The organism is Pseudomonas sp. PSB18 (genome assembly GCF_014596565.1).
In the GTDB taxonomy this organism is placed as follows: Bacteria; Pseudomonadota; Gammaproteobacteria; order Pseudomonadales; family Pseudomonadaceae; genus Aquipseudomonas.
On the sequence record NZ_NOIN01000010.1, the window covers coordinates 1 to 20,014 of the forward strand.

At 66.2% G+C, this 20,014-nt stretch carries 1 protein-coding gene and 1 pseudogene; both read left to right on the forward strand.

Annotation, left to right across the window (positions count from 1 at the left end):
• Positions 1-6,293, forward strand: a 6,293-nt coding sequence (locus tag CGA22_RS21645; protein WP_188258701.1) for a non-ribosomal peptide synthetase, incomplete at its 5' end; no start/stop codon positions are given.
• 3 nt (positions 6,294-6,296) lie between these two features.
• Positions 6,297-19,874, forward strand: a pseudogene (locus CGA22_RS21650) (amino acid adenylation domain-containing protein); the annotation flags it as partial.
• Positions 19,875-20,014: the final 140 nt, after the last annotated feature.

Genomic DNA, 20,014 nt, shown 5'->3' on the forward strand with positions numbered 1-20,014 from the left:
AGGACGGCGAAGTACGCCAACGTTTCGCTCCGGCCGACCTCGGTTTCACCTTGGTTGAGCATGACCTGCAAACCCTAGACGTCGAGGCCCGGCAACAGGCCGTCGAACAGCTGTCCCAGGAAGAAGCTCGCGCCGCGTTCGACCTGAGCACCGGCCCGTTGATTCGCGGACGCCTGCTGCGCCTGGCCGAAGACGAGCACATCCTGCTGGTGACCCAGCACCACATCGTCTCCGACGGCTGGTCGGTGGCGGTGTTGATCGGTGAGTTCAACGCGCTGTACGCCGCGTTCAGCCAGGACCGCGAAGACCCGCTGCCGCCCCTGGCCCTGCAATACGCCGACTACGCCGCCTGGCAACAGCAGCACCTGCAAGGCGAACGCCTGCAAGCTCAGACGCAATTCTGGAAAGAGCACCTCACCGGCGCCCCGGCGCTGCTGGAACTGCCGGCCGACCACCCACGGCCCCAGGTGCAGAGCTACCAGGGCGCCGCCCTGACACTGCAACTGCCCGCCCCGTTGAGCGCCCGCCTGCGACGCTTCAGCCAGCAGCGCGGCCTGACCCCGTTCATGACCCTGCTGGGGGCCTGGTCGATCCTGCTGTCGCGCCTGAGCAATCAATCGGAAGTCGTGATCGGCACGCCCGTCGCCAACCGTCCACGGCGTGAAACCGAAGCGCTGATCGGCTTCTTCGTCAACACCCTGGCGCTGCGCATCGACGTGCCGGCCGACAGCCCGGTCGAGCAGTTGCTCGAACGCATCAAAGCCACCACCCTCGACGCCTACGGCCATCAGGACCTGCCGTTCGAACAAGTGGTCGAAGCCCTGCAACCGGAACGCAGCCTCGGCCATAGTCCGCTGTTCCAGGCCATGCTGGTGCTCGGCAACACGCCACAAGACCAGGCTTTGGAATTGCCGGGTTTGAGCCTGAGCCCACTGGCCCAGCCGACCGGCACCACCCAGTTCGATGTGAGCCTGTCCCTCAACGACGACGGCGAAACCATCAGCGGCCAGTTCGAGTACGCCACCGACCTGTTCGACGAAAGCACCATCGCCCGCTGGGGCCAGCACCTGCTGCACCTGCTCGATGGGATGCTGGAGGACGCCACACAGCCGGTGGCGACTCTGCCGTTGCTGGATAACCAGCAACGCCGGCAATTGCTGGAGACGTTCAACCCTGCCCCCGTCACCCTGGATGAAAGCCCGAGTCGCTTCCCCCATGCCGTCTTCGCCGCACAGGCGGGTCGCACGCCGGATGCAGTGGCGTTGATCGGTGCCGGGCAAACCCTGAGCTACGCCGAACTCAATGCCCAGGCCAACCGCGTGGCCCACGGCTTGATCGCCCTGGGCGTAAGGCCTGACGACACCGTTGGCCTCTGTGCGCGTCGCAGCCCGGAGATGGTCATCGGCCTGCTGGGCATCCTCAAGACCGGGGCGGCCTATGTACCGCTGGACCCGCAATACCCGGCGCAACGCCTGAACCACATGCTCGCCGACAGCGCGCCGCGGGCCCTGGTGCGCCAGCAAGGCCTGGACGAGTTACCGGTGCCGCAAGGCCTGGCCACCCTCGAACTGGGCAGCCCGACGCTGCTGCTGCAGCCGGCCCATGACCCGCAAGTGAACGAGCTGAACTTCGGTCATCTGGCCTATGTGATCTACACCTCCGGCTCCACCGGTTTGCCCAAGGGCGTGATGGTCAAGCATCGCGGCCTGCGCAACCTGCTGGACTGGTACCTCGACGACCTGGCGTTCCAGGCCGGCGATGCGGTGCTGCTGGCCTCGTCCTATAACTTCGACCTGACCCAGAAGAACATCCTCGCCCCGCTGATGGTCGGCGCCTCGTTGCACCTGGCCGAAGAACCGTTCAACCCGAACGCCATCGTCGCCCAGATCGCCGAGGCCGGGATTACCCACCTCAATATGTCCCCCAGCGCCTTCCACGCCCTGGTGGATGCCGACCGGCACGCGGCACTGGCCTGCCTGAAACGGGTAGTGCTGGGTGGCGAACCGATCCAAGTCGCCATGCTGGAAAAACTGCCGCTGCCACGGCCGGCGATCATCAACAGCTACGGGCCGACCGAGTGCAGCGACGTGGTTGCCTGGTACACCGCCGACAGCGACCTTGAGCGCTACCGGCACCGGTCGATCCCCATTGGCCGGCCGATCCGCAACATGCAATTGCATGTGTTGGACAGCCACGGCCAGTTGCTGCCCCTGGGCGTGCCCGGCGAAATCCACATCGGCGGTGTCGGTGTGGCACGGGGTTACCTCAACCTGCCGCAGCTCAGTGCCGAACGCTTCATTGACGACCCGTTCAGCGAGCGCGCCGAAGCGCGCCTGTACAAGACCGGCGACATTGGCCGCTGGTTGCCCGACGGCACGCTGCAATACCTGGGACGCAACGACGATCAGGTGAAAATCCGTGGCCTGCGGGTCGAGCTGGGAGAAATCGAAGCCGCTCTCGCCGCCCTCGCCGGGGTCCGTGAAGCAGCCGTCGTCCCCCGCGATCACCAGACCGGCAAGCGCCTGGTGGCCTACCTGTGCGGCGAACCGGCGGCCGCCACAGAGTTGCGCGCCGAACTCCTCGGCCGCCTGCCCGAGCACATGGTGCCCAGCGCCTTCGTCGTGCTGGACGCGCTGCCACTCACCCCCAACGGCAAGCTCGACCGTCGCGCCCTGCCCGAACCGGATCAGGACGCCTACGCCAGCCAGGCCTACGAGGCACCGCAAGGCCCGGTGGAACAGACTATCGCCGATATCTGGCAACAACTGCTGGGCCTCGAACAGGTCGGCCGTCACGATGGGTTCTTCGAACTCGGCGGCCATTCGCTGATGGCGGTCAGCCTGATCGAACGCCTGCGCGAACACGGCCTGAACGCCGACGTGCGCAGCGTCTTCGGCGCACCGACCCTGCGGGACCTTGCCTCGGCCCTGACCGACACCACCAGTACGGCTTTCCAGGCCCCGGCCAACCGTATCCCGGCCGATTGCAGCAGCCTGACGCCGGACATGTTGCCCCTGGTGGACCTGACGGCGGACCAGCTCGAACGCATCGTCGCCGCGGTACCCGGCGGCGCCGCGAACATCCAGGACATCTATCCCCTGGCCCCGTTGCAGCAAGGCATCCTGTTCCATCACTTGCTCGGACACGAAGGCGACGCCTATCTGGTGCGCTCGTTGCTCGAGTTCGACGACCGCCAGCGCCTCGATGCCTTTATCGGCGCCTTGCAGCAGGTGATCGATCGCCATGACATCCTGCGCACCTGCGTGCAGTGGGACGGCTTGCCCCAGGCGGTGCAAGTGGTGCAACGCCAGGCCCGCCTGCCGGTGCACAGCGTCACCCTGGACAGCCACCAGGACCCGCTCAGCCAGCTCGAAGCCCTGAGCGACCCACGGCAACTGCGCCTGGATCTGCGCCAGGCACCGCTGATGCGGGCCTGCATCGCCCGGGATCCGCGTTCCGAACGCTGGATGCTGGCGCTGCTCAATCACCACATGGCAAGCGATCACGTCACCTTGGAAATCGTCCTGGAAGAAATCCACGCCATTCTCCACGGACAAGGCGACAGCCTGGGCACACCGCAGCCTTATCGCGACTTCATCGCCCAGACCCGGGCCACCCCGGCCCAGGTCCACGAGGCCTACTTCAGCCGCCGGCTGGCGGATGTCGATGCGCCCACCGCGCCGTTCGACCTGCTCGAAGTACAGGGGGATGGCAATCACATCGAAGAGGCCAGCGTGCAACTGAGCCTGGAACTCAACCTGCGCCTGCGGGCCCAGGCCAGGGAACGGGGCATCACCCCGGCGGCGCTGTTCCATGTGGCCTGGGCGCAAGTGCTGGCCCGCTGCACCGGACGCGACGATGTGGTGTTCGGCACCGTGGTCGCAGGGCGCCTGCAAGGCTCGGCGGGGGCCGAACGGGCCCTGGGGGTGTTCATCAACACCTTGCCGGTGCGGGTGCAACTGGCCGGGGCTGGCGCCAACGACAAGGTCCTGGCGACCCATCGCGACCTGATCGAACTGCTGGCCCACGAACAGGCCTCCCTGGCCCTGGCTCAACGGTGCAGCGACGTGCCCAGCGCCTTGCCGCTGTTCACCACCCTGCTCAACTATCGGCACCAGCGCGACGACAGCCAGTTGCAATGGCCGGGCATGCGCATCCTGAACAGCGCCGAGCGCACCAACTACCCGCTGACCTTGTCGGTCAACGACTATGGTGATGCCCTGGGGCTGACGGTACAGAGCGTCCGGGCGGTGGACCCGCAACGCATCTGTGCGCTGATGCAACGGGCCCTGGAACAACTGACCCAGGCCTTGATGTACACGCCGCGGATTCCACTCACGCAACTGGACGTGCTGCCGCCCCAGGAACGCAGCCTGCTGCTGGACACCTTCAACCAGACCCGCGAGGACTACCCGACGCACCTGTGCATCCAGCACCTGTTCGAAGAGCAGGTGCTCCGCACACCGGACGCCTGTGCCCTGGTCGATGCTCGGCAAGCCTTCACTTACGCCGAGCTCAATGCCCAAGCCAATCGCCTGGCCCATCACTTGATCGCCACCGGCGTCCAGCCGGGGGATCTGGTGGCGATCTGCGTTGAGCGCAGCGCGGCGATGATCAGCGGCCTGCTGGGCATTCTCAAGGCCGGCGGCGCCTACGTGCCGCTGGACCCGAGCTACCCGGCCGAACGCCTGGCGTCGATTGTCGAGGATGCGCGGCCACGCCTGCTGCTGGCCGATCCGGTCGGCCGCGCAGCCGTCGGCACGTTGCAGGAAGGCACCCGCTACCTGGCCATCGAACAGGCAATGGCGGCGCAGACGAGTACCCGCGATCCGCGCTGGGATGCCACCGGCCTGACCCCGGCGCACCTGGCCTACGTGATCTACACCTCCGGCTCCACCGGCAAACCCAAAGGGGTGATGATCGAGCACCGCAATCTGGTCGCCTCGACGCTGGCCCGGCGCACGGTGTATGGGCCATCGATCGACAAGCGCTTCCTGTTGCTCTCGTCGATAGCCTTCGACAGCTCCGTGGCGGGGATCTTCGGCACCCTGGTCAGCGGCGGCACCTTGTGCATCCCGGCGGCCGAAGCCGCTCGCGATCCGCAAGCCATCGCCCGCTTCATCGGCGAACAGGCCATCACCTCACTGCTGTGCGTGCCGTCCCTGGGCCGGCTGGTGTTGGCGAGCCTTGCCAGCGAAAACGGGCACGGCAGCCTGCGGGAGATGATCGTCGCCGGCGAAGCCTGCCCGGCGCAATTGGTACAGGAATGTGCGGGCCTGGAACCGGCCATCGTTCTGTACAACGAGTACGGCCCCACCGAGGCCACCGTCTGGGCCACGGTGCATCGTTGCACCGCCCAGGACCAGGGCACGGTACCGATCGGTCGTGCCATCCCGAACAGCCGCCTGTACGTGCTCGACGAACAGGGCCGGCCGGCCCCCCTCGGCGTGCCGGGTGAACTGTACGTGGGGGGCGCGGGCGTCGCCCGGGGCTACCTGGACCGTGCGCAACTGAACGCCGAGCACTTCCTCGCCGACCCGTTCAGCCCGGACGACGAGGCGCGGATGTACCGCACCGGCGACCTGGTGCGCATGCGCGCCGACGGCGTACTCGACTTCCTCGGACGCAACGACCAGCAGGTCAAGATCCGCGGTTTCCGCATCGAGCCCGGCGAAATCGAAGCCCTGATGCTGACCCTGCCGGGGGTGCGCGAGGCGGCCGTCATCGCTCGCGAAGACAGCCCGGGGGCGCTGCGCCTGGTGGCGTACCTGAGCGTCGAGCCGCATCTGGCCGGCCGCAACGCCAGCAGCACCTTGCGCCCGTACCTGACCTCGCAGTTGCCGGACTACATGGTCCCGGCGGCGTTCGTGGTGGTCGAGCAACTGCCGTTGAGCCCCAACGGCAAGCTCGACCGCCGCGCCCTGCCCGCGCCTCGCAGCGAGGACTTCGCCTACCGCGAGTACGAAGCCCCCAACGGCGAAACCGAAGAACTGCTGGCGCAGATCTGGGCCGACCTGCTGGGCCTGGAGCGGATCGGTCGGCACGACGACTTCTTCGAGCTCGGTGGCCACTCGCTGCTGGCGGTACAGGTCACCCTGCGGGCACGAGAAACCTTCGCCGTCGAAGTGCCCCTCAGGAGCCTGTTCGAACACCCATCGCTGCTGGCACTGGCCGACCTGATCAACACCCTGCAACTGGCCCAGTACGAGTCGGATGAATTGATGGACCTGCAACAAGAAATGGCTTCGCTGTCTGAAAGCGAACTGCTCGCTATCGTCTCCAAGGATGCTTAACAATTGAACGAACATAACGATAGTCTCGACCAGTTGAAACGTGCCGCACTGCTGCGCCTGCTCAAGCAGCGCGGCGCCACACGGGTCATCGAAACGGCTCCCGACGACATCACCGGCGCGGATCGCGAGGGCCCGCTTGCGCTGTCGTTCGCCCAGCAACGTCTGTGGTTCCTCGATCAGTTGGACCCTACGGCCAGCGCCGCCTATCACATCCCCGCCTCGCTGGTGCTGCGCGGCGCCCTCGACCGGACCGCGCTGAAGAGCGCCCTCGATCGTCTGGTGGCGCGCCATGAAAGCCTGCGCACCACCTTCCGCCGCGACGGCGAACAACCGGTGCAGGTAATCGCCCCGGCCGATTGCGGCTTCAACCTGCTGGAACAGGACCTGCGCCACCTGCCTCGGGACGAGGCCGGGCGGCAAGCCACTCGACTGGCGGAAGAGGAAGCGGCCCGAGCGTTCGACCTGCTGCACGGTCCGCTGATCCGCGGCACACTGCTGTGCCTGGCCGACGATGAGCATCGGCTGTTGATCACCCAGCACCACATCATCTCCGACGGTTGGTCCATTGGCCTGCTGGTCAAGGAATTCGCCGCGCTGTACCAGGCATTCAGTGCCGGCCAAGCCGATCCGCTGCCGCCACTGGCCCTGCAATATGCCGACTACGCCGCCTGGCAGCGCCGTCAACTGCAGGGCGAGCGCCTCGACCAGCAAGTGGAATTCTGGCGCGCTCACCTGGCCGGCGCCCCGGCGTTGCTCGCGCTACCCACCGACCGGCCACGCCCGGCGGTGCAAAGCTACCGGGGTGAAACCCTGGGCTTCGACCTGCCTGCCACACTGTCCGCAGCCATCGCCCGGTTCGCCCAATCTCGCGCCGCAACCCCGTTCATGACCCTGATGGCGGCCTGGGCGGTGTTGCTGGCACGGATCAGCGGCCAGCAGGACCTGGTGATCGGCACCGTTGCCGCCAACCGCGACCGCCAGGATGTGCAGTCGCTGATCGGTTTCTTCGTCAACACCTTGGCCCTGCGCATTCGCCTGGAAGCCAACCCGACCCTCGAGCAGGTGTTGCAACAGGTCAAGGACCTGATGCTGGAGTCCTCCAGCCGCCAGGACACCCCGTTCGAGTTGGTGGTCGAAGCCCTCAAGCCGCCGCGCAGCGCCAGCTACAGCCCGGTGTTCCAGACCATGCTCTACACCAACGCCGGCGGTGCCGGCGGCCAGTTGCACCTGCCGGGGCTGGACCTGGAGTTCCTGCCGTCGCGCAAGGACAACACCCAGCACGACCTGTCCCTGCACATCGACGAGGGTGGCCCGAGCCTGTCGTGCAGCCTGTCGTACTCCACCGCGCTGTTCGATGCCGCCACCGTCGAACGCCTCGCGGCGCGCTTCGAACGCCTGCTGCAGTGTTTCACCGAAGCGCCGGACACCCGCATCGGTGCATTGGAACTGGACCCGACCCTGGTCCTGCCGCCCATCACCACGCTGACGCCGATGCCGGAGCGCATGCCGCTGTCCTATCACCAGGAACGGCTCTGGTTCGTCGACACCTTCGAGACCGGTTACCTGTACGACGCCAACCCGGTCTATCACAACATCCCGTTGCTGCTGGAACTGACCGGCGAGATCAACCAATCGGCCCTGCAAACCGCCCTCGACGGCCTGCTGGCCCGTCACGACATCCTGCGTTGCCGGATCCAGAGCGACGGCGCGAGTGCCTGGCAGTGCTTCGACGGACCGGCAACCCTGCCTCTTGAACGAATCCAGGGCAACCCGGCCGACCTAGCGTCCCAGGCCCTGGCCGAGACCCGTCGGCCGCTGGCCATGAACGGCGGCAGCCTGGTGCGTGCCAGCCTGGTACAGGCGGACGAACGCAGCGCCGTGCTGGCGATTGCCGTGCATCATTTGCTGGCCGACCGCACCTCCATGCAACTGCTCAAGCGCGATCTGCTGGCCCTCTATGAAGCCGCCTGCGCCGAACGCAACGCCGAGCTGCCGCCCCTGCCGCTGGGCTATGGCGACTTTGCCGCCTGGCAACGCCAGCTCCCGGCTGCGGTGCTGGAGAACCTGCGGGCCTACTGGAGCTACCAGTTGCGCGGCAAGCTGCAAGCCCTGGAGCTGCCGCTCAATCGGCCGCGCATGGCCGTGCATGTATTCGCCGAAGCGACCCACGCCTTCACCCTCGAAGCGTCGCTGGTACGCCGCCTCGACAGCCTGGCCCGGGAAGTCGGCGTGAGCACCGACAGCCTGGCCCTCAGCGCCTTTACCGCGTTGCTGCGCCGCTATGCCGGCCACGACGAACTGGTGATCGGCACCACCGCCGCCTGCCGCGAGCCCGGCCTGAACGACGTGGTCGGGCCGCTGGACAACCTGCTGGTCATGCGCGGGTTCTGCGACAGCGACACCACCTTGCAACAGCTCTGGGAACAGACCAGCCACAACCTGACCCAGGCCCTGCGTCATCGCCACATGCAGTTCGACCAGTTGGTGCTGGCGCTGAATCCGGCCAAGGACATGAGCCGCACCGCGCTGTTCGACGTGCTGTTCAACTTCCAACGCGACAGCGACGCCAGCGCCCTGGCCGCGGGGCTGGCGGTCAGTACCCTGGAAAGCAACCTGGGCTACGGCAAGAACGACCTGCACCTGTTGATCAGCGCTGGCGAACAACGCTGGGCCGGGCATGTGGTGTACAACGCGGAGTTCTTCGACGCCGGGTTCATCCAGCAGCTGATGCGTCACTACGTGCGCCTGCTGGAAGCCTTTGTCGAGGATGCCCGGCAGCGCGTCGACGATGTACCCCTGCTGGACAGCGCCGAGCGGCAGCGGCAGATCATCGACTTCAACGACAGCGAAGCGGCCTGGCCCGACACCCTGACCCTGCAGCAGATTTTCGAGGAGCAGGCCCGCCAGACCCCGGAACGCATTGCCGTCAACCTCGGCGAAGAACAGCTGAGCTATCGCCAGCTCAACGAACAGGCCAACCGCCTCGCCCACCGTTTGCGCGCCGCAGGCGTGCGGCCCCAGGAACTGGTGGCCATCACGCTGGAGCGCTCGGTGCAAATGATCGTCGCCACCCTGGCGGTGCTCAAGGCCGGCGGCGCCTATGTGCCCATCGACCCGGCCTCGCCCCAGGAGCGCATTGCCTATGTGCTGCGCGACAGTGGCGCCCGCAAGGCCATCGCGCGCCAGGACATGGCGCCGTCACTGCAGGCGCTGGGTATCGAAGTCCTCGATCCGACCCTCGGCAACGTCGATGCCAGCGTCGCCAACCCGACCCACGTCAACACCCCGGAGCACCTCTGCTATGTGATCTACACCTCGGGTTCCACCGGTGAACCCAAGGGTGCGCTGCTCGAACACCGCAATGTCGTGCGCCTGCTGCACAACAACCGCCCGGACTTCCAGTTCAATGCCGAGGATGTCTGGTCGCTGTTCCACTCCAACGCCTTCGACTTCTCGGTCTGGGAAATCTTCGGTGCGCTGCTCCATGGCGCACGCCTGACCCTGGTGCCCGAGGCCTTGCGTCGGGATCCGGCAGCGTTGCTGGGCTTCCTCGAACGCGAGCAAGTGACCGTGTTGAACCAGACTCCTTCGGCGTTCCACCAGCTCAGTGCCGCCGCACTGGCGACGCCGGACGTGCGCCTGGCGCATTTGCGCTACGTGATTTTCGGTGGGGAAAGCCTGGAGCTGGGCAAGCTCGATGCCTTCCACCGTGCCTTCGGGCATGTGGCCCTGGTGAACATGTACGGCATCACCGAAACCTGCGTCCACGTCACCTACAAAGCCATTGGCGCGGCCGACATCGCCGCCGGCATCTCCAACGTCGGCCGGCCGATTCCGACCACCGTGGCCTACGTGCTCGACGCCCAGCAGCGGCTGCTGCCCGTCGGCGTGGCCGGTGAGATCTGCGTCGGCGGCCTGGGGGTCGGCCGCGGCTACCTGAACCGTCCGGCCTTGAGCGCCGAACGCTTCATTGCCGACCCGTACCGTCCCGGCGAGCGGCTGTATCGCTCCGGGGACTTGGGCAAGTTGCTGAACAACGGCGAGATCGTGCATCTGGGCCGGATGGACGCCCAGGTGAAGATCCGCGGTTTCCGCATCGAGCTGGGGGAGATCGAAGCCAAGCTGCTGGCCTGCGAGGGCGTGCGGGAAGCCAAGGTGCTGGCCCGTGATGATGCGAACCAGGGCAAGCGCCTGATCGCCTATCTGATTCCCCGTGCAGGCGCGGTGCTGGAAGTGGCCGCCTTGCGTAAGCAATTGGGCGCGACCCTGCCCGACTACATGATCCCGACGGCCTTCGTCAGCCTGCACACCTACCCGCTCACGGCCAACGGCAAACTCGACCAGGAGGCCTTGCCCGAGCCGGATCTGGGCGCCATGTCCGAGCGCGGCTACACCGCCCCCGAGGGCGCCACCGAAACCGCCCTGGCGCAGATTTTCCAGGAATTGCTGGGCCTGGAACGCGTGGGTCGTCATGACAGTTTCTTCGAACTCGGCGGGCACTCCCTGCTGGCTGCGCAACTGGTTTCCCGGGTGCGCCAGCAGTTGGGCTGCGAGCTGATGCTGCGCGAGCTGTTCAGCCACCCCACCGTGGAGGAACTGGCACGGGTGGTGGGTCAGCCGTACACCACCGAGGCCGAGACCATCGGCCTGGTCGACCGCAACGGGCCGCTGGCGTTGTCGTTCGCCCAGCAACGCCTGTGGTTCCTCGACCAGCTCGATTCCGGCGCCGGCAGCGCCTATCACATGCCGGCGGCCCTGCTGCTGCGTGGCGATCTCGACCGTGTTGCCCTCAAGGCCGCGCTGGACCGCCTGGTGGCCCGGCATGAAAGCCTGCGCACCACCTTCGAACGCCATGGCGAGCAGCCGGTGCAGGTCATCGCCCCCGCGGACTGTGGCTTCGCCCTGGCCGAACAGGACCTGCGCGCACTGCCCTATGAACAGGCCAGCATCAGCGCGTCACGCATCGGCAACACCGAGGCCCTGGCGCCGTTCGACCTGAGCCGTGGGCCACTGATTCGTGGACGCCTGCTGCGCCTGACCGATGACGAACACATCCTGCTGATCACCCAGCACCACATCATCTCCGACGGCTGGTCGGTGGGTGTGCTGGTCAAGGAGTTCGCCGCCCTCTACCGGGCCTTCAGCCAGCAGCAGCCCGATCCCCTGCCGGCATTGCCGATCCAATATGCCGACTACGCCGCCTGGCAACACCAGGCCCTCGATGGCGAACGGCTCAATCGCCAGGCCGAGTTCTGGCGCGAACACCTGGAAGGTGCGCCGGCCCTGCTGTCCCTGCCCACCGACCGCCCACGTCCGGCGATGCAGAGCTACCGGGGCGGCGACGTTGCGGTGACCATCGCCCCGGCATTGCGTGAGCGCTTGGAGCAGTTCTGCCAGGCACACAACGTGACCCTGTTCATGGCGCTGCTCAGCGCCTGGTCGGTGCTCATGGCGCGCCTGGGCAACGAACGGGACGTGGTCATTGGTGTACCGACCGCCAACCGCAGCCGCACCGAGACCGAAAACCTGATCGGTTTCTTCGTCAACACCCTCGCCCTGCGCGTAGACCTGACGCAGAACCCGAGCGTGGCGCAACTGCTGGAGCAGATCAGACAGACCACCCTGGCGGCCCACGAGCACCAGGACATTCCTTTCGAACAAGTCATCGAAGCCGTACAGCCGCCGCGCTCCCTGAGCCATAACCCGCTGTGCCAGGTCGCCCTGTCGCTGGACAACACCCCAGGCGGTGGCGAATTGAGCCTGCCCGGCCTGACCCTGGTGCCTGTGGCCCAGGCCCATGAAACCTCGCAGTTCGACCTGATGCTGACCCTGGGCAATGACGGCGGCACGTTGTCCGGCGTGATCGAATACGCCAGCGACCTGTTCGACCGCGTCACCGTAGAGCGTTTCGCCCAGCATTTCCAAATCCTGCTGGAAGCCATGGTGGCGGATGTCGAACAGCCCGTGCTCGGCTTGCCGTTGCTCAGCCCCGCACAGCGCCAGGCCTCGCCGGCGGCGTTACCGCCCAAGGCCGTGTTTACCCCCGAACCGTTGATTCATCAGCGCTTCGAACAACGCGCCGCCGCCCAGCCCCAGGCCATTGCCCTGGTCTTTGGCGACACGGCGTTGAGTTACCAGGCCCTCAATCGCCGGGCCAACCGCATCGCCCAGACGCTGCTGGCCCAGGGCGTGCGCCCTGACGACCGGGTGGCGATCCTGGCCCAGCGCGGCGTGGAAATGGTCTGCGCGGTACTGGCGGTGCTCAAGGCCGGTGCGGCCTATGTGCCGCTGGACCCGGCCTATCCCGCCGAGCGACTCGGCTACCTGCTGGACGACAGCAACCCCGTGGTGCTGCTGGCGCAACCGACGTGCCTCGCCGCCCTGCCCGAGCACGCCGTGCCGGTGGTGCGTCTCGACGATGACCTCACGGCAGATGAGCTGGCGGAACTGGACCGCAATCCGGACAGGCTCGGCCTGACGTCGCGACACCTGGCCTACGTCATCTACACCTCGGGTTCCACCGGTTTGCCCAAAGGGGTATTGGTGGAGCACGGCAACGTGGCGCGCCTGTTCGACGCCACCGCGGAACTGTTCGACTTCGGTCGCAACGACGTCTGGACGCTATTCCACTCCTTTGCGTTCGACTTCTCGGTATGGGAAATCTGGGGCGCGCTGAGCTATGGCGGCAAGCTGGTGGTGGTGCCGAGCGAAGTGGCCCGTTCACCCGATGATTTCTATGCACTGGTCTGCCAGCAACAGGTGACCGTGCTGAACCAGACGCCGAGCGCCTTCCGCCAGTTCATCGAGGCCCGTGAGCGCAGCGACCTGGAACACGGCCTGCGGGAAGTGATTTTCGGTGGCGAAGCCCTGGACTTCCGCAGCCTGCGGCCGTGGACCGCGCGCACGGCACTGTCCCGCACGCGCCTGGTGAACATGTACGGCATCACCGAAATCACCGTGCACGCCACCTACTACCCGGTCAGCCAGGATGAAATCGACGCGGGCGCGCCAAGCCTGATCGGCCCGCCATTGCCTGACCTGTGCCTGCGGATTCTCGACGACTACGGACAACCGGTGCCGGTGGGGGTCAATGGCGAGATCTATATCGGCGGCGCCGGTGTGGCTCGGCATTACCTCAATCGCGACAAACTGAGCGCCGAGCGCTTCATTCCCGACCCGTTCGCGACACACGCCGATGCCCGGCTGTACCGCACCGGCGATATCGCCCGCTACCGCGCCGACGGTGGGGTGATCTATGTGGGCCGCAACGACTCGCAGATCAAGATCCGCGGCTTCCGCATCGAGCTGGGCGAAATCGAAGCCCAACTGCTGGCCTGCGCCGAAGTCCGTGAAGCCCTGGTGACCGTGCGTGAAGACCAGCCCGGCGACAAGCGCCTGGTGGCGTACCTGATCGCCCATGAAGGGGTCGTCGTGGAGTCGTCGGCCTTGCGCAGCCAACTGGCGAGCGTGCTGGCCGAGCACATGGTGCCCAGCGCCTTCGTGACCCTGGCGAGCTGGCCGCTGACCACCAACGGCAAGCTGGACCGCAACGCCTTGCCGGTACCGGATGCCTCCGCCGCCGCGAGCCAGCGCTACGAGGCACCGCTGGGCGCCATCGAAATCACCCTGGCCAATGCCTGGCAGGAGCTGCTCGGGGTAGAACGGGTGGGTCGCCAGGACCACTTCTTCGAACTCGGCGGCCATTCCTTCCTGGTCATCAGCCTGATCGAACGTCTGCGCCAGGCCGACCTGCAACTGGACGTGCGCACGGTGTTCTCGGCGCCAACCCTCAAGGCCATGGCCGCGGTCCTGGCCGGCGGCAACAACACGCAGCGGGTCGTACCAGAGAACCTGATTCCCGCCGACTGCACCGCCATCGAACCGCACATGCTGCCGCTGGTGACCCTCAGCCAGCAGGAAATCGAACAGATTGTCGCGGATGTTCCCGGCGCCGCCGCCAATGTGCAGGACATCTACCCGCTGTCGTCGTTGCAGGAAGGCATTCTGTTCCATCACCTGTTGCAGTCCGAAGGCGATGCGTACCTGATGCGCACAGTGGTGACGTTCAGTCGCCGCCGGTTGCTCGATGACTTCCTCGCTGCGGTGCAGGTAGTGATCGACCGCCACGATATCCTGCGCACCGCCCTGCGTTGGCAGGGCCTGCCGCAGCCGGTACAGATCGTCCATCGCCAGGCGCAACTGCCGGTGGTGACCCTGGATTGCTTCCCCGGCGAAGACGCCTTGCAGATCCTGCGTGACACGACCGACACCCATCATCTGCGCCTCGACCTGCAGCGGGCGCCGTTGATTGCCGCATACATCATTCAGGACGAACCCCGCGGGCAATGGTTGCTGGCGCTGCTCGACCACCACCTGGTCAGCGACAACGTAACATTGCGGTTGATCATGCTGGAGATCCAGGCGGTCCTGGCCGGCCAGGCCGACAGCCTGCCGCCGTCCCAGCCTTACCGTAACTTCATCGCCCAGGCCGCCAGCGTGTCCCAGGCCGACCACGAAGCCTATTTCCGGCGCTTGCTGGCGGACGTCGATTCCACCACAGCGCCTTATGGTGTGCTGGATGTGCGTGGAAACGGCGCCGGGATCAAGCGCGCGGTCAAGCACCTGGGCGATGAGCTCAGTGCCCGCGTGCACCGCACGGCACGCCAGCAAGGGGTGCCAACCTCGGTGCTGTTCCATGCGGCCTGGGGCCTGGTGGTGGCCGCGACCAGCGGCCGCGACGACGGGATTTTCGGTACGGTGCTGTCGGGTCGCTCCCAAGGCACCGCCGGTGCCGACCACGCATTGGGGATGTTCATCAACACCTTGCCGATGCGCATCCGCTTGCAGCAGCACACCGTCAGCGACATTGTTCATGACGCCTACCAGCAATTGAGTGAACTGCTGACCCACGAACAGGCCTCCCTGGCCCTGGCCCAGCGTTGCAGCGCAGTGGACGCTTCATTGCCGCTGTTCACGGTGATCCTCAACTGCCGTCACGGCGACCTGGTGAACGCCTCCGGAGAAAACGTCGAGGACATGGGCGAGCACGAAGGCATGCATTTCATCGCCTCGGAAACCCGCACCAACTACCCCATCGAAATCGCCGTGGCGAATGTGGCTGGCGGCTTCTCCCTGACCGCCCAGTCCATCACCGGCATCGATCCGCAACGCATCGCCGCCTACCTGGGCCAGGCCGTGGCCGCCTTGGTGGACGCCCTGGAACATTCCCCCGAGCGCCTCGCCAGCAGCCTCGACGTGGTGCCCGCCAACGAACGCCAGTTGCTGCTCGAAGACTTCAACCGCACCGCCAGCGATTTTGGCCCGGCGCAACCGATCCACCAGCTCTTCGAAGCCCAGGTGCAGGCCAACCCCGACGCCGTGGCTTTGGTCTGCGAAGAGCGCCAACTGAGCTATCGCCAGCTCAACCGCCGCGCCAACCACTTGGCCCGGCAGCTGCTTGAACTGGGCGTGCAGCCCGATCAGCGCGTGGCCATCTGCACCGAGCGCAGCCTGGAGATGATCGTCGGCCTGCTGGGCGTGCTCAAGGCCGGCGCGGCCTACGTGCCCATCGACCCGGCCCACCCGGCCGAGCGCATGGCCTTCATGCTGCAGGACAGCCAACCCCAAGCACTGTTGACCCAATCAGCACTGTCCCTGCCGTCCGGGGAACTGCCGGTGGTGCTGCTGGACATCGTGGAATCGTTGCAAGCGGCGGACGATGCGGCGTTCGACAGCAACCCACAGATTCCAGGCCTGACCGCGGACCATCTGGCCTATGTGATCTACACCTCCGGTTCCACCGGCCAGTCCAAGGGCGTGATGGTCGAGCACCGCTCGGTGTTCAACTTCTGGCATGTGCTGACCCGCACCACCCACCAGCACTGCCCGACCCCGGCTACCGTTGCCTTGAACGCCGGGTTCTTCTTCGACATGTCGATCAAGGGCATTGCCCAGCTGTTCTCCGGTCATCGCCTGGTGATCATCCCGCAACTGATCCGCGCCAGCGGCAGCGAGTTGCTGGACTTCCTCGAACAGCACCAAGTGCATGCCTTCGACTCCACCCCGTCGCAGCTCGACACCCTGCTCGCCGCCGGCCTGCTGGAACGTCAGAGCTACCAGCCGGTGAGCGTGCTGCTCGGAGGCGAGGCGATCAACGCCGCCACCTGGGAGAAGCTGCGCAACTGTCAGAGCATTCGTTTCTACAACATGTACGGCCCCACCGAGTGCACGGTGGACGCCACCATCGACCTGATCCGCGACTTGGGTGAACGGCCGAGCATCGGCCGACCCTTCGCCAACGTCCAGGTCCACGTGCTGGATGCACGGGGCGAACCGGCACCGTTGGGGGTGGCCGGGGAAATCCATATCGGCGGCGTCGGCGTGGCCCGGGGTTACCTGAACCGGCCGGAGCTGAGTGCCGAGCGTTTCATCGCCGACCCGTTCAGCAGCGAGCCGAACGCCCGCCTGTACAAGACCGGCGACCTTGGTCGTTGGTTGGCCGATGGCACGCTCGAATACCTGGGCCGCAATGACTTCCAGGTGAAGATTCGCGGTTTCCGCATTGAGTTGGGTGAGATCGAGAATGCCCTGGTGGCTTGCCCAGGGATCCGCGAAGCCGTGGTGATCGCTCGTGAGGACAGCCAGGGTGACGCGGAGAACAAACGCCTGGTGGCCTATGTCTGCGGCGAACCGGTCCCGGCCGAGCAACTGCGCAGCGCTCTGTTGAGCGAATTGCCCGAGTACATGGTGCCCAGCGCTTTCGTACACCTGGACGCCCTGCCGCTCACCGCCAACGGCAAGCTCGACCGTCGTGCCCTGCCCGAACCCGGCCAGGACGCCCTCGCCAGCAAAGCCTACGAGGCGCCGCTGGGTGACACCGAGATCGCCATCGCCGAGATCTGGAAAGGCCTGCTGCACCTGGATCAGGTTGGCCGTCACGACGGCTTCCTTGAACTGGGCGGTCACTCGCTGCTCGCCGTGCAGTTGCTGTCCAGGCTGCGCCGCAAGCTGGGCGCGCGGATCACCCTGCGCGAGCTGTTCGACGCACCGACGGTGCGAGGCCTCGCCGCGCTGGTCCACAGTGCATCGCCCAACGAGGCGGCATCGATTCCACTGGCCAATCGCTCGGGACGGCTGCCGTTGTCCTTCTCCCAGCAACGGCTGTGGTTCCTCGATCACCTGGACCATGCGGCCGGCGCCGCCTATCACTTGCCCCTGGCCTTGCGCCTGACGGGTTCGCTGGACAAGGCTGCTTTACAAGCCACGCTCGACCGCCTGGTGGCGCGCCATGAAACCCTGCGTACCCGTTTCGAGTTGGTGGACGGCGAGCCGGTGCAAAAAATCGCCCCGGCCGACTACCGCTTCCAGCTGGAACAACAGGACCTGCGCCCGATGTCGGCCGACGAACGCACGGCCACGTTGGAGCACCTCGGTAAACTCAACGCCACGCAGTTGTTCGACCTCAGCCAGGGACCGTTGATGCGCGGCCAACTGGTGCAACTGGCGGACGACGAGCATGTGCTGTTCATGACCTTGCACCACATCGTCTCCGATGGCTGGTCCAACAGCGTCCTGGCCCGGGAAGTGAGCGTGCTCTACAGCGCATTCGCCCAAGGCCAGAAAGACCCGTTGCCACCGCTGGCGCTGCAATACGTCGACTACGCCGCCTGGCAGCGCAAATCCCTCGAAGGCCCGGCGCTGCAGGCGCAGATCGACTTCTGGCGGCAACACCTGGAAGGCGCCCCGGCACTGCTGAACCTGCCGCTGGATCGCCCGCGTCCGGCGATACAGAGCTATGCCGGCGGTATCGTCGACTGTGCCTTCTCGGCGTCCCTCAGTGCCGAGCTGCGTGCCTTCAGCCAGGCCCAGGGCACCACGCTGTTCATGGTGCTGCTGGCCGGCTGGTCGGTGTTGATGAGCCACCTGAGCGGACAACACGATGTGGTGGTCGGCACGCCGGTGGCGAACCGTCAGCGCCCGGAGCTGGAAGCGCTGATCGGTTTCTTCGCCAACACCCTGGCGTTGAGGGTCGATACCGGGCGCGACAGCCGCGTCGACGGGTTGCTGACACGGATCAAGGACCAGACATTGGCGGCCTACAGTCACCAGGACCTGCCCTTCGAGCAGGTGGTCAGTGCGCTGCAACCGACTCGCAGCATGAGCCACAGCCCGTTGTTCCAGGTGATGTTGAGCCTGGACAACACACCACCGGCGCCGCTGCAACTGCCGGGGCTGGCGGTGCAAACCCTGGAAAGCCCGCACAACACCACTCAGTTCGACCTGTCGCTGTCACTGGTCGACAATGGCGAGCGCATCGGCGGCAGCCTGCAATACGCCAACGACCTGTTCGACCGGGAGACCGTACAGAACATCGCCGGACTGTTCGCCAAGGTGCTGGAAAACCTGGTCACCGACCCGCAGCAGTCCATCGGCCAGTTGCTGGAGAACACGCCGCCGCTGGAGCGCTCGCTCACCGCCGTGGCCTCGCCGACCGGTACCGAAGACTGCCCGGTCCCGGCCTTGCCTTACGAAGCCCCACGGGGCGATACCGAAATCGCCATCGCGGCGCTCTGGCGGGACCTGTTCAAACAGGAGCGCATCAGCCGTCACGACGACTTCTTCAGCCTCGGCGGTATTTCGTTGATGGCGGTGCAGATGGCTTCGCGCTTGCGCAAGGTACTCGGCAAGCCCATCGCCGTGCGCGACCTGTTCGTCGAGCCGACCATTGCCGGTTTCGCCAGGACCCTCGATGGGCAAGCACGACCGGGGGCCAACAGCAACCTGGTGCCGATCCGTCGCAGCGGTTCCCAGCGGCCGCTGTATCTGGTGCATCCACTCGGTGGCGAGGTGCAATACGCACGGGACCTGGCGCCGTCGCTGGATCCCCAGGTTCCGGTCTATGGCCTGGCCGCCAGTGGCCTGGTGGCCGGAGAAGCGCCGCTGTCCGACGTTCCGTCCATGGCGACGCGTTACCTGGCGGGCATCCGCCAGGTCCAGCCACAAGGGCCGTACCGGATTGCCGGTTGGTCGGCCGGTGGTTTGATTGCCTATGAAATGGCCCGTCAACTGCTCGCCAGCGGTGAGGTCGTGGAATTCCTTGGCATCATCGACGCGTCGGCACGCCCTGAACCGGTGCCGACACAAGCGGTGAGCGAAGCGCAGTTCCTGATGGCCTGGCTCCCCGAGCAAATCGCCCCCGACCTGCTCGGACAACTGACAGAACTGGCGCAACACTCGGCCATCGACGCGATGCTGACGCTGTGCATCACCCACCGCCTGTTACCGGAGGAACTGCCCCACGACATCGACGCCGCTCTGCTGCGTACCCACCTGGGGGTTGCCTATGCGATGCGGCAGGCCATCGGCGCGTACGTCAGCCCATCGAGCCCGCTCAAGGTATCGCTGTTCACCGCGAGCGAACAGCAACGCAATGACCCGACCCTGGGCTGGCGGGGGTTGCTCAATGACCAGGTGAACGTGACCGCCCTTCCCGGCACCCACAACACCGTGGTCAAGGCCCCTCACGTGGCCCGGTTGGGCGAGGCAATGTCACAGGCCCTGAAGGATTGCGCCATGTCATAGGATCGGGGTTGCGCGGGTCAGTCAGCATGGACGCTGGCCGACTACCGCTATCGCGAGCAGGCTCGCTCCCACACGAGATTTGGGGTGGACGCAGCCTTTGCATCCACCCCAAGACCTGTGGGAGCGAGCCTGCTCGCGAT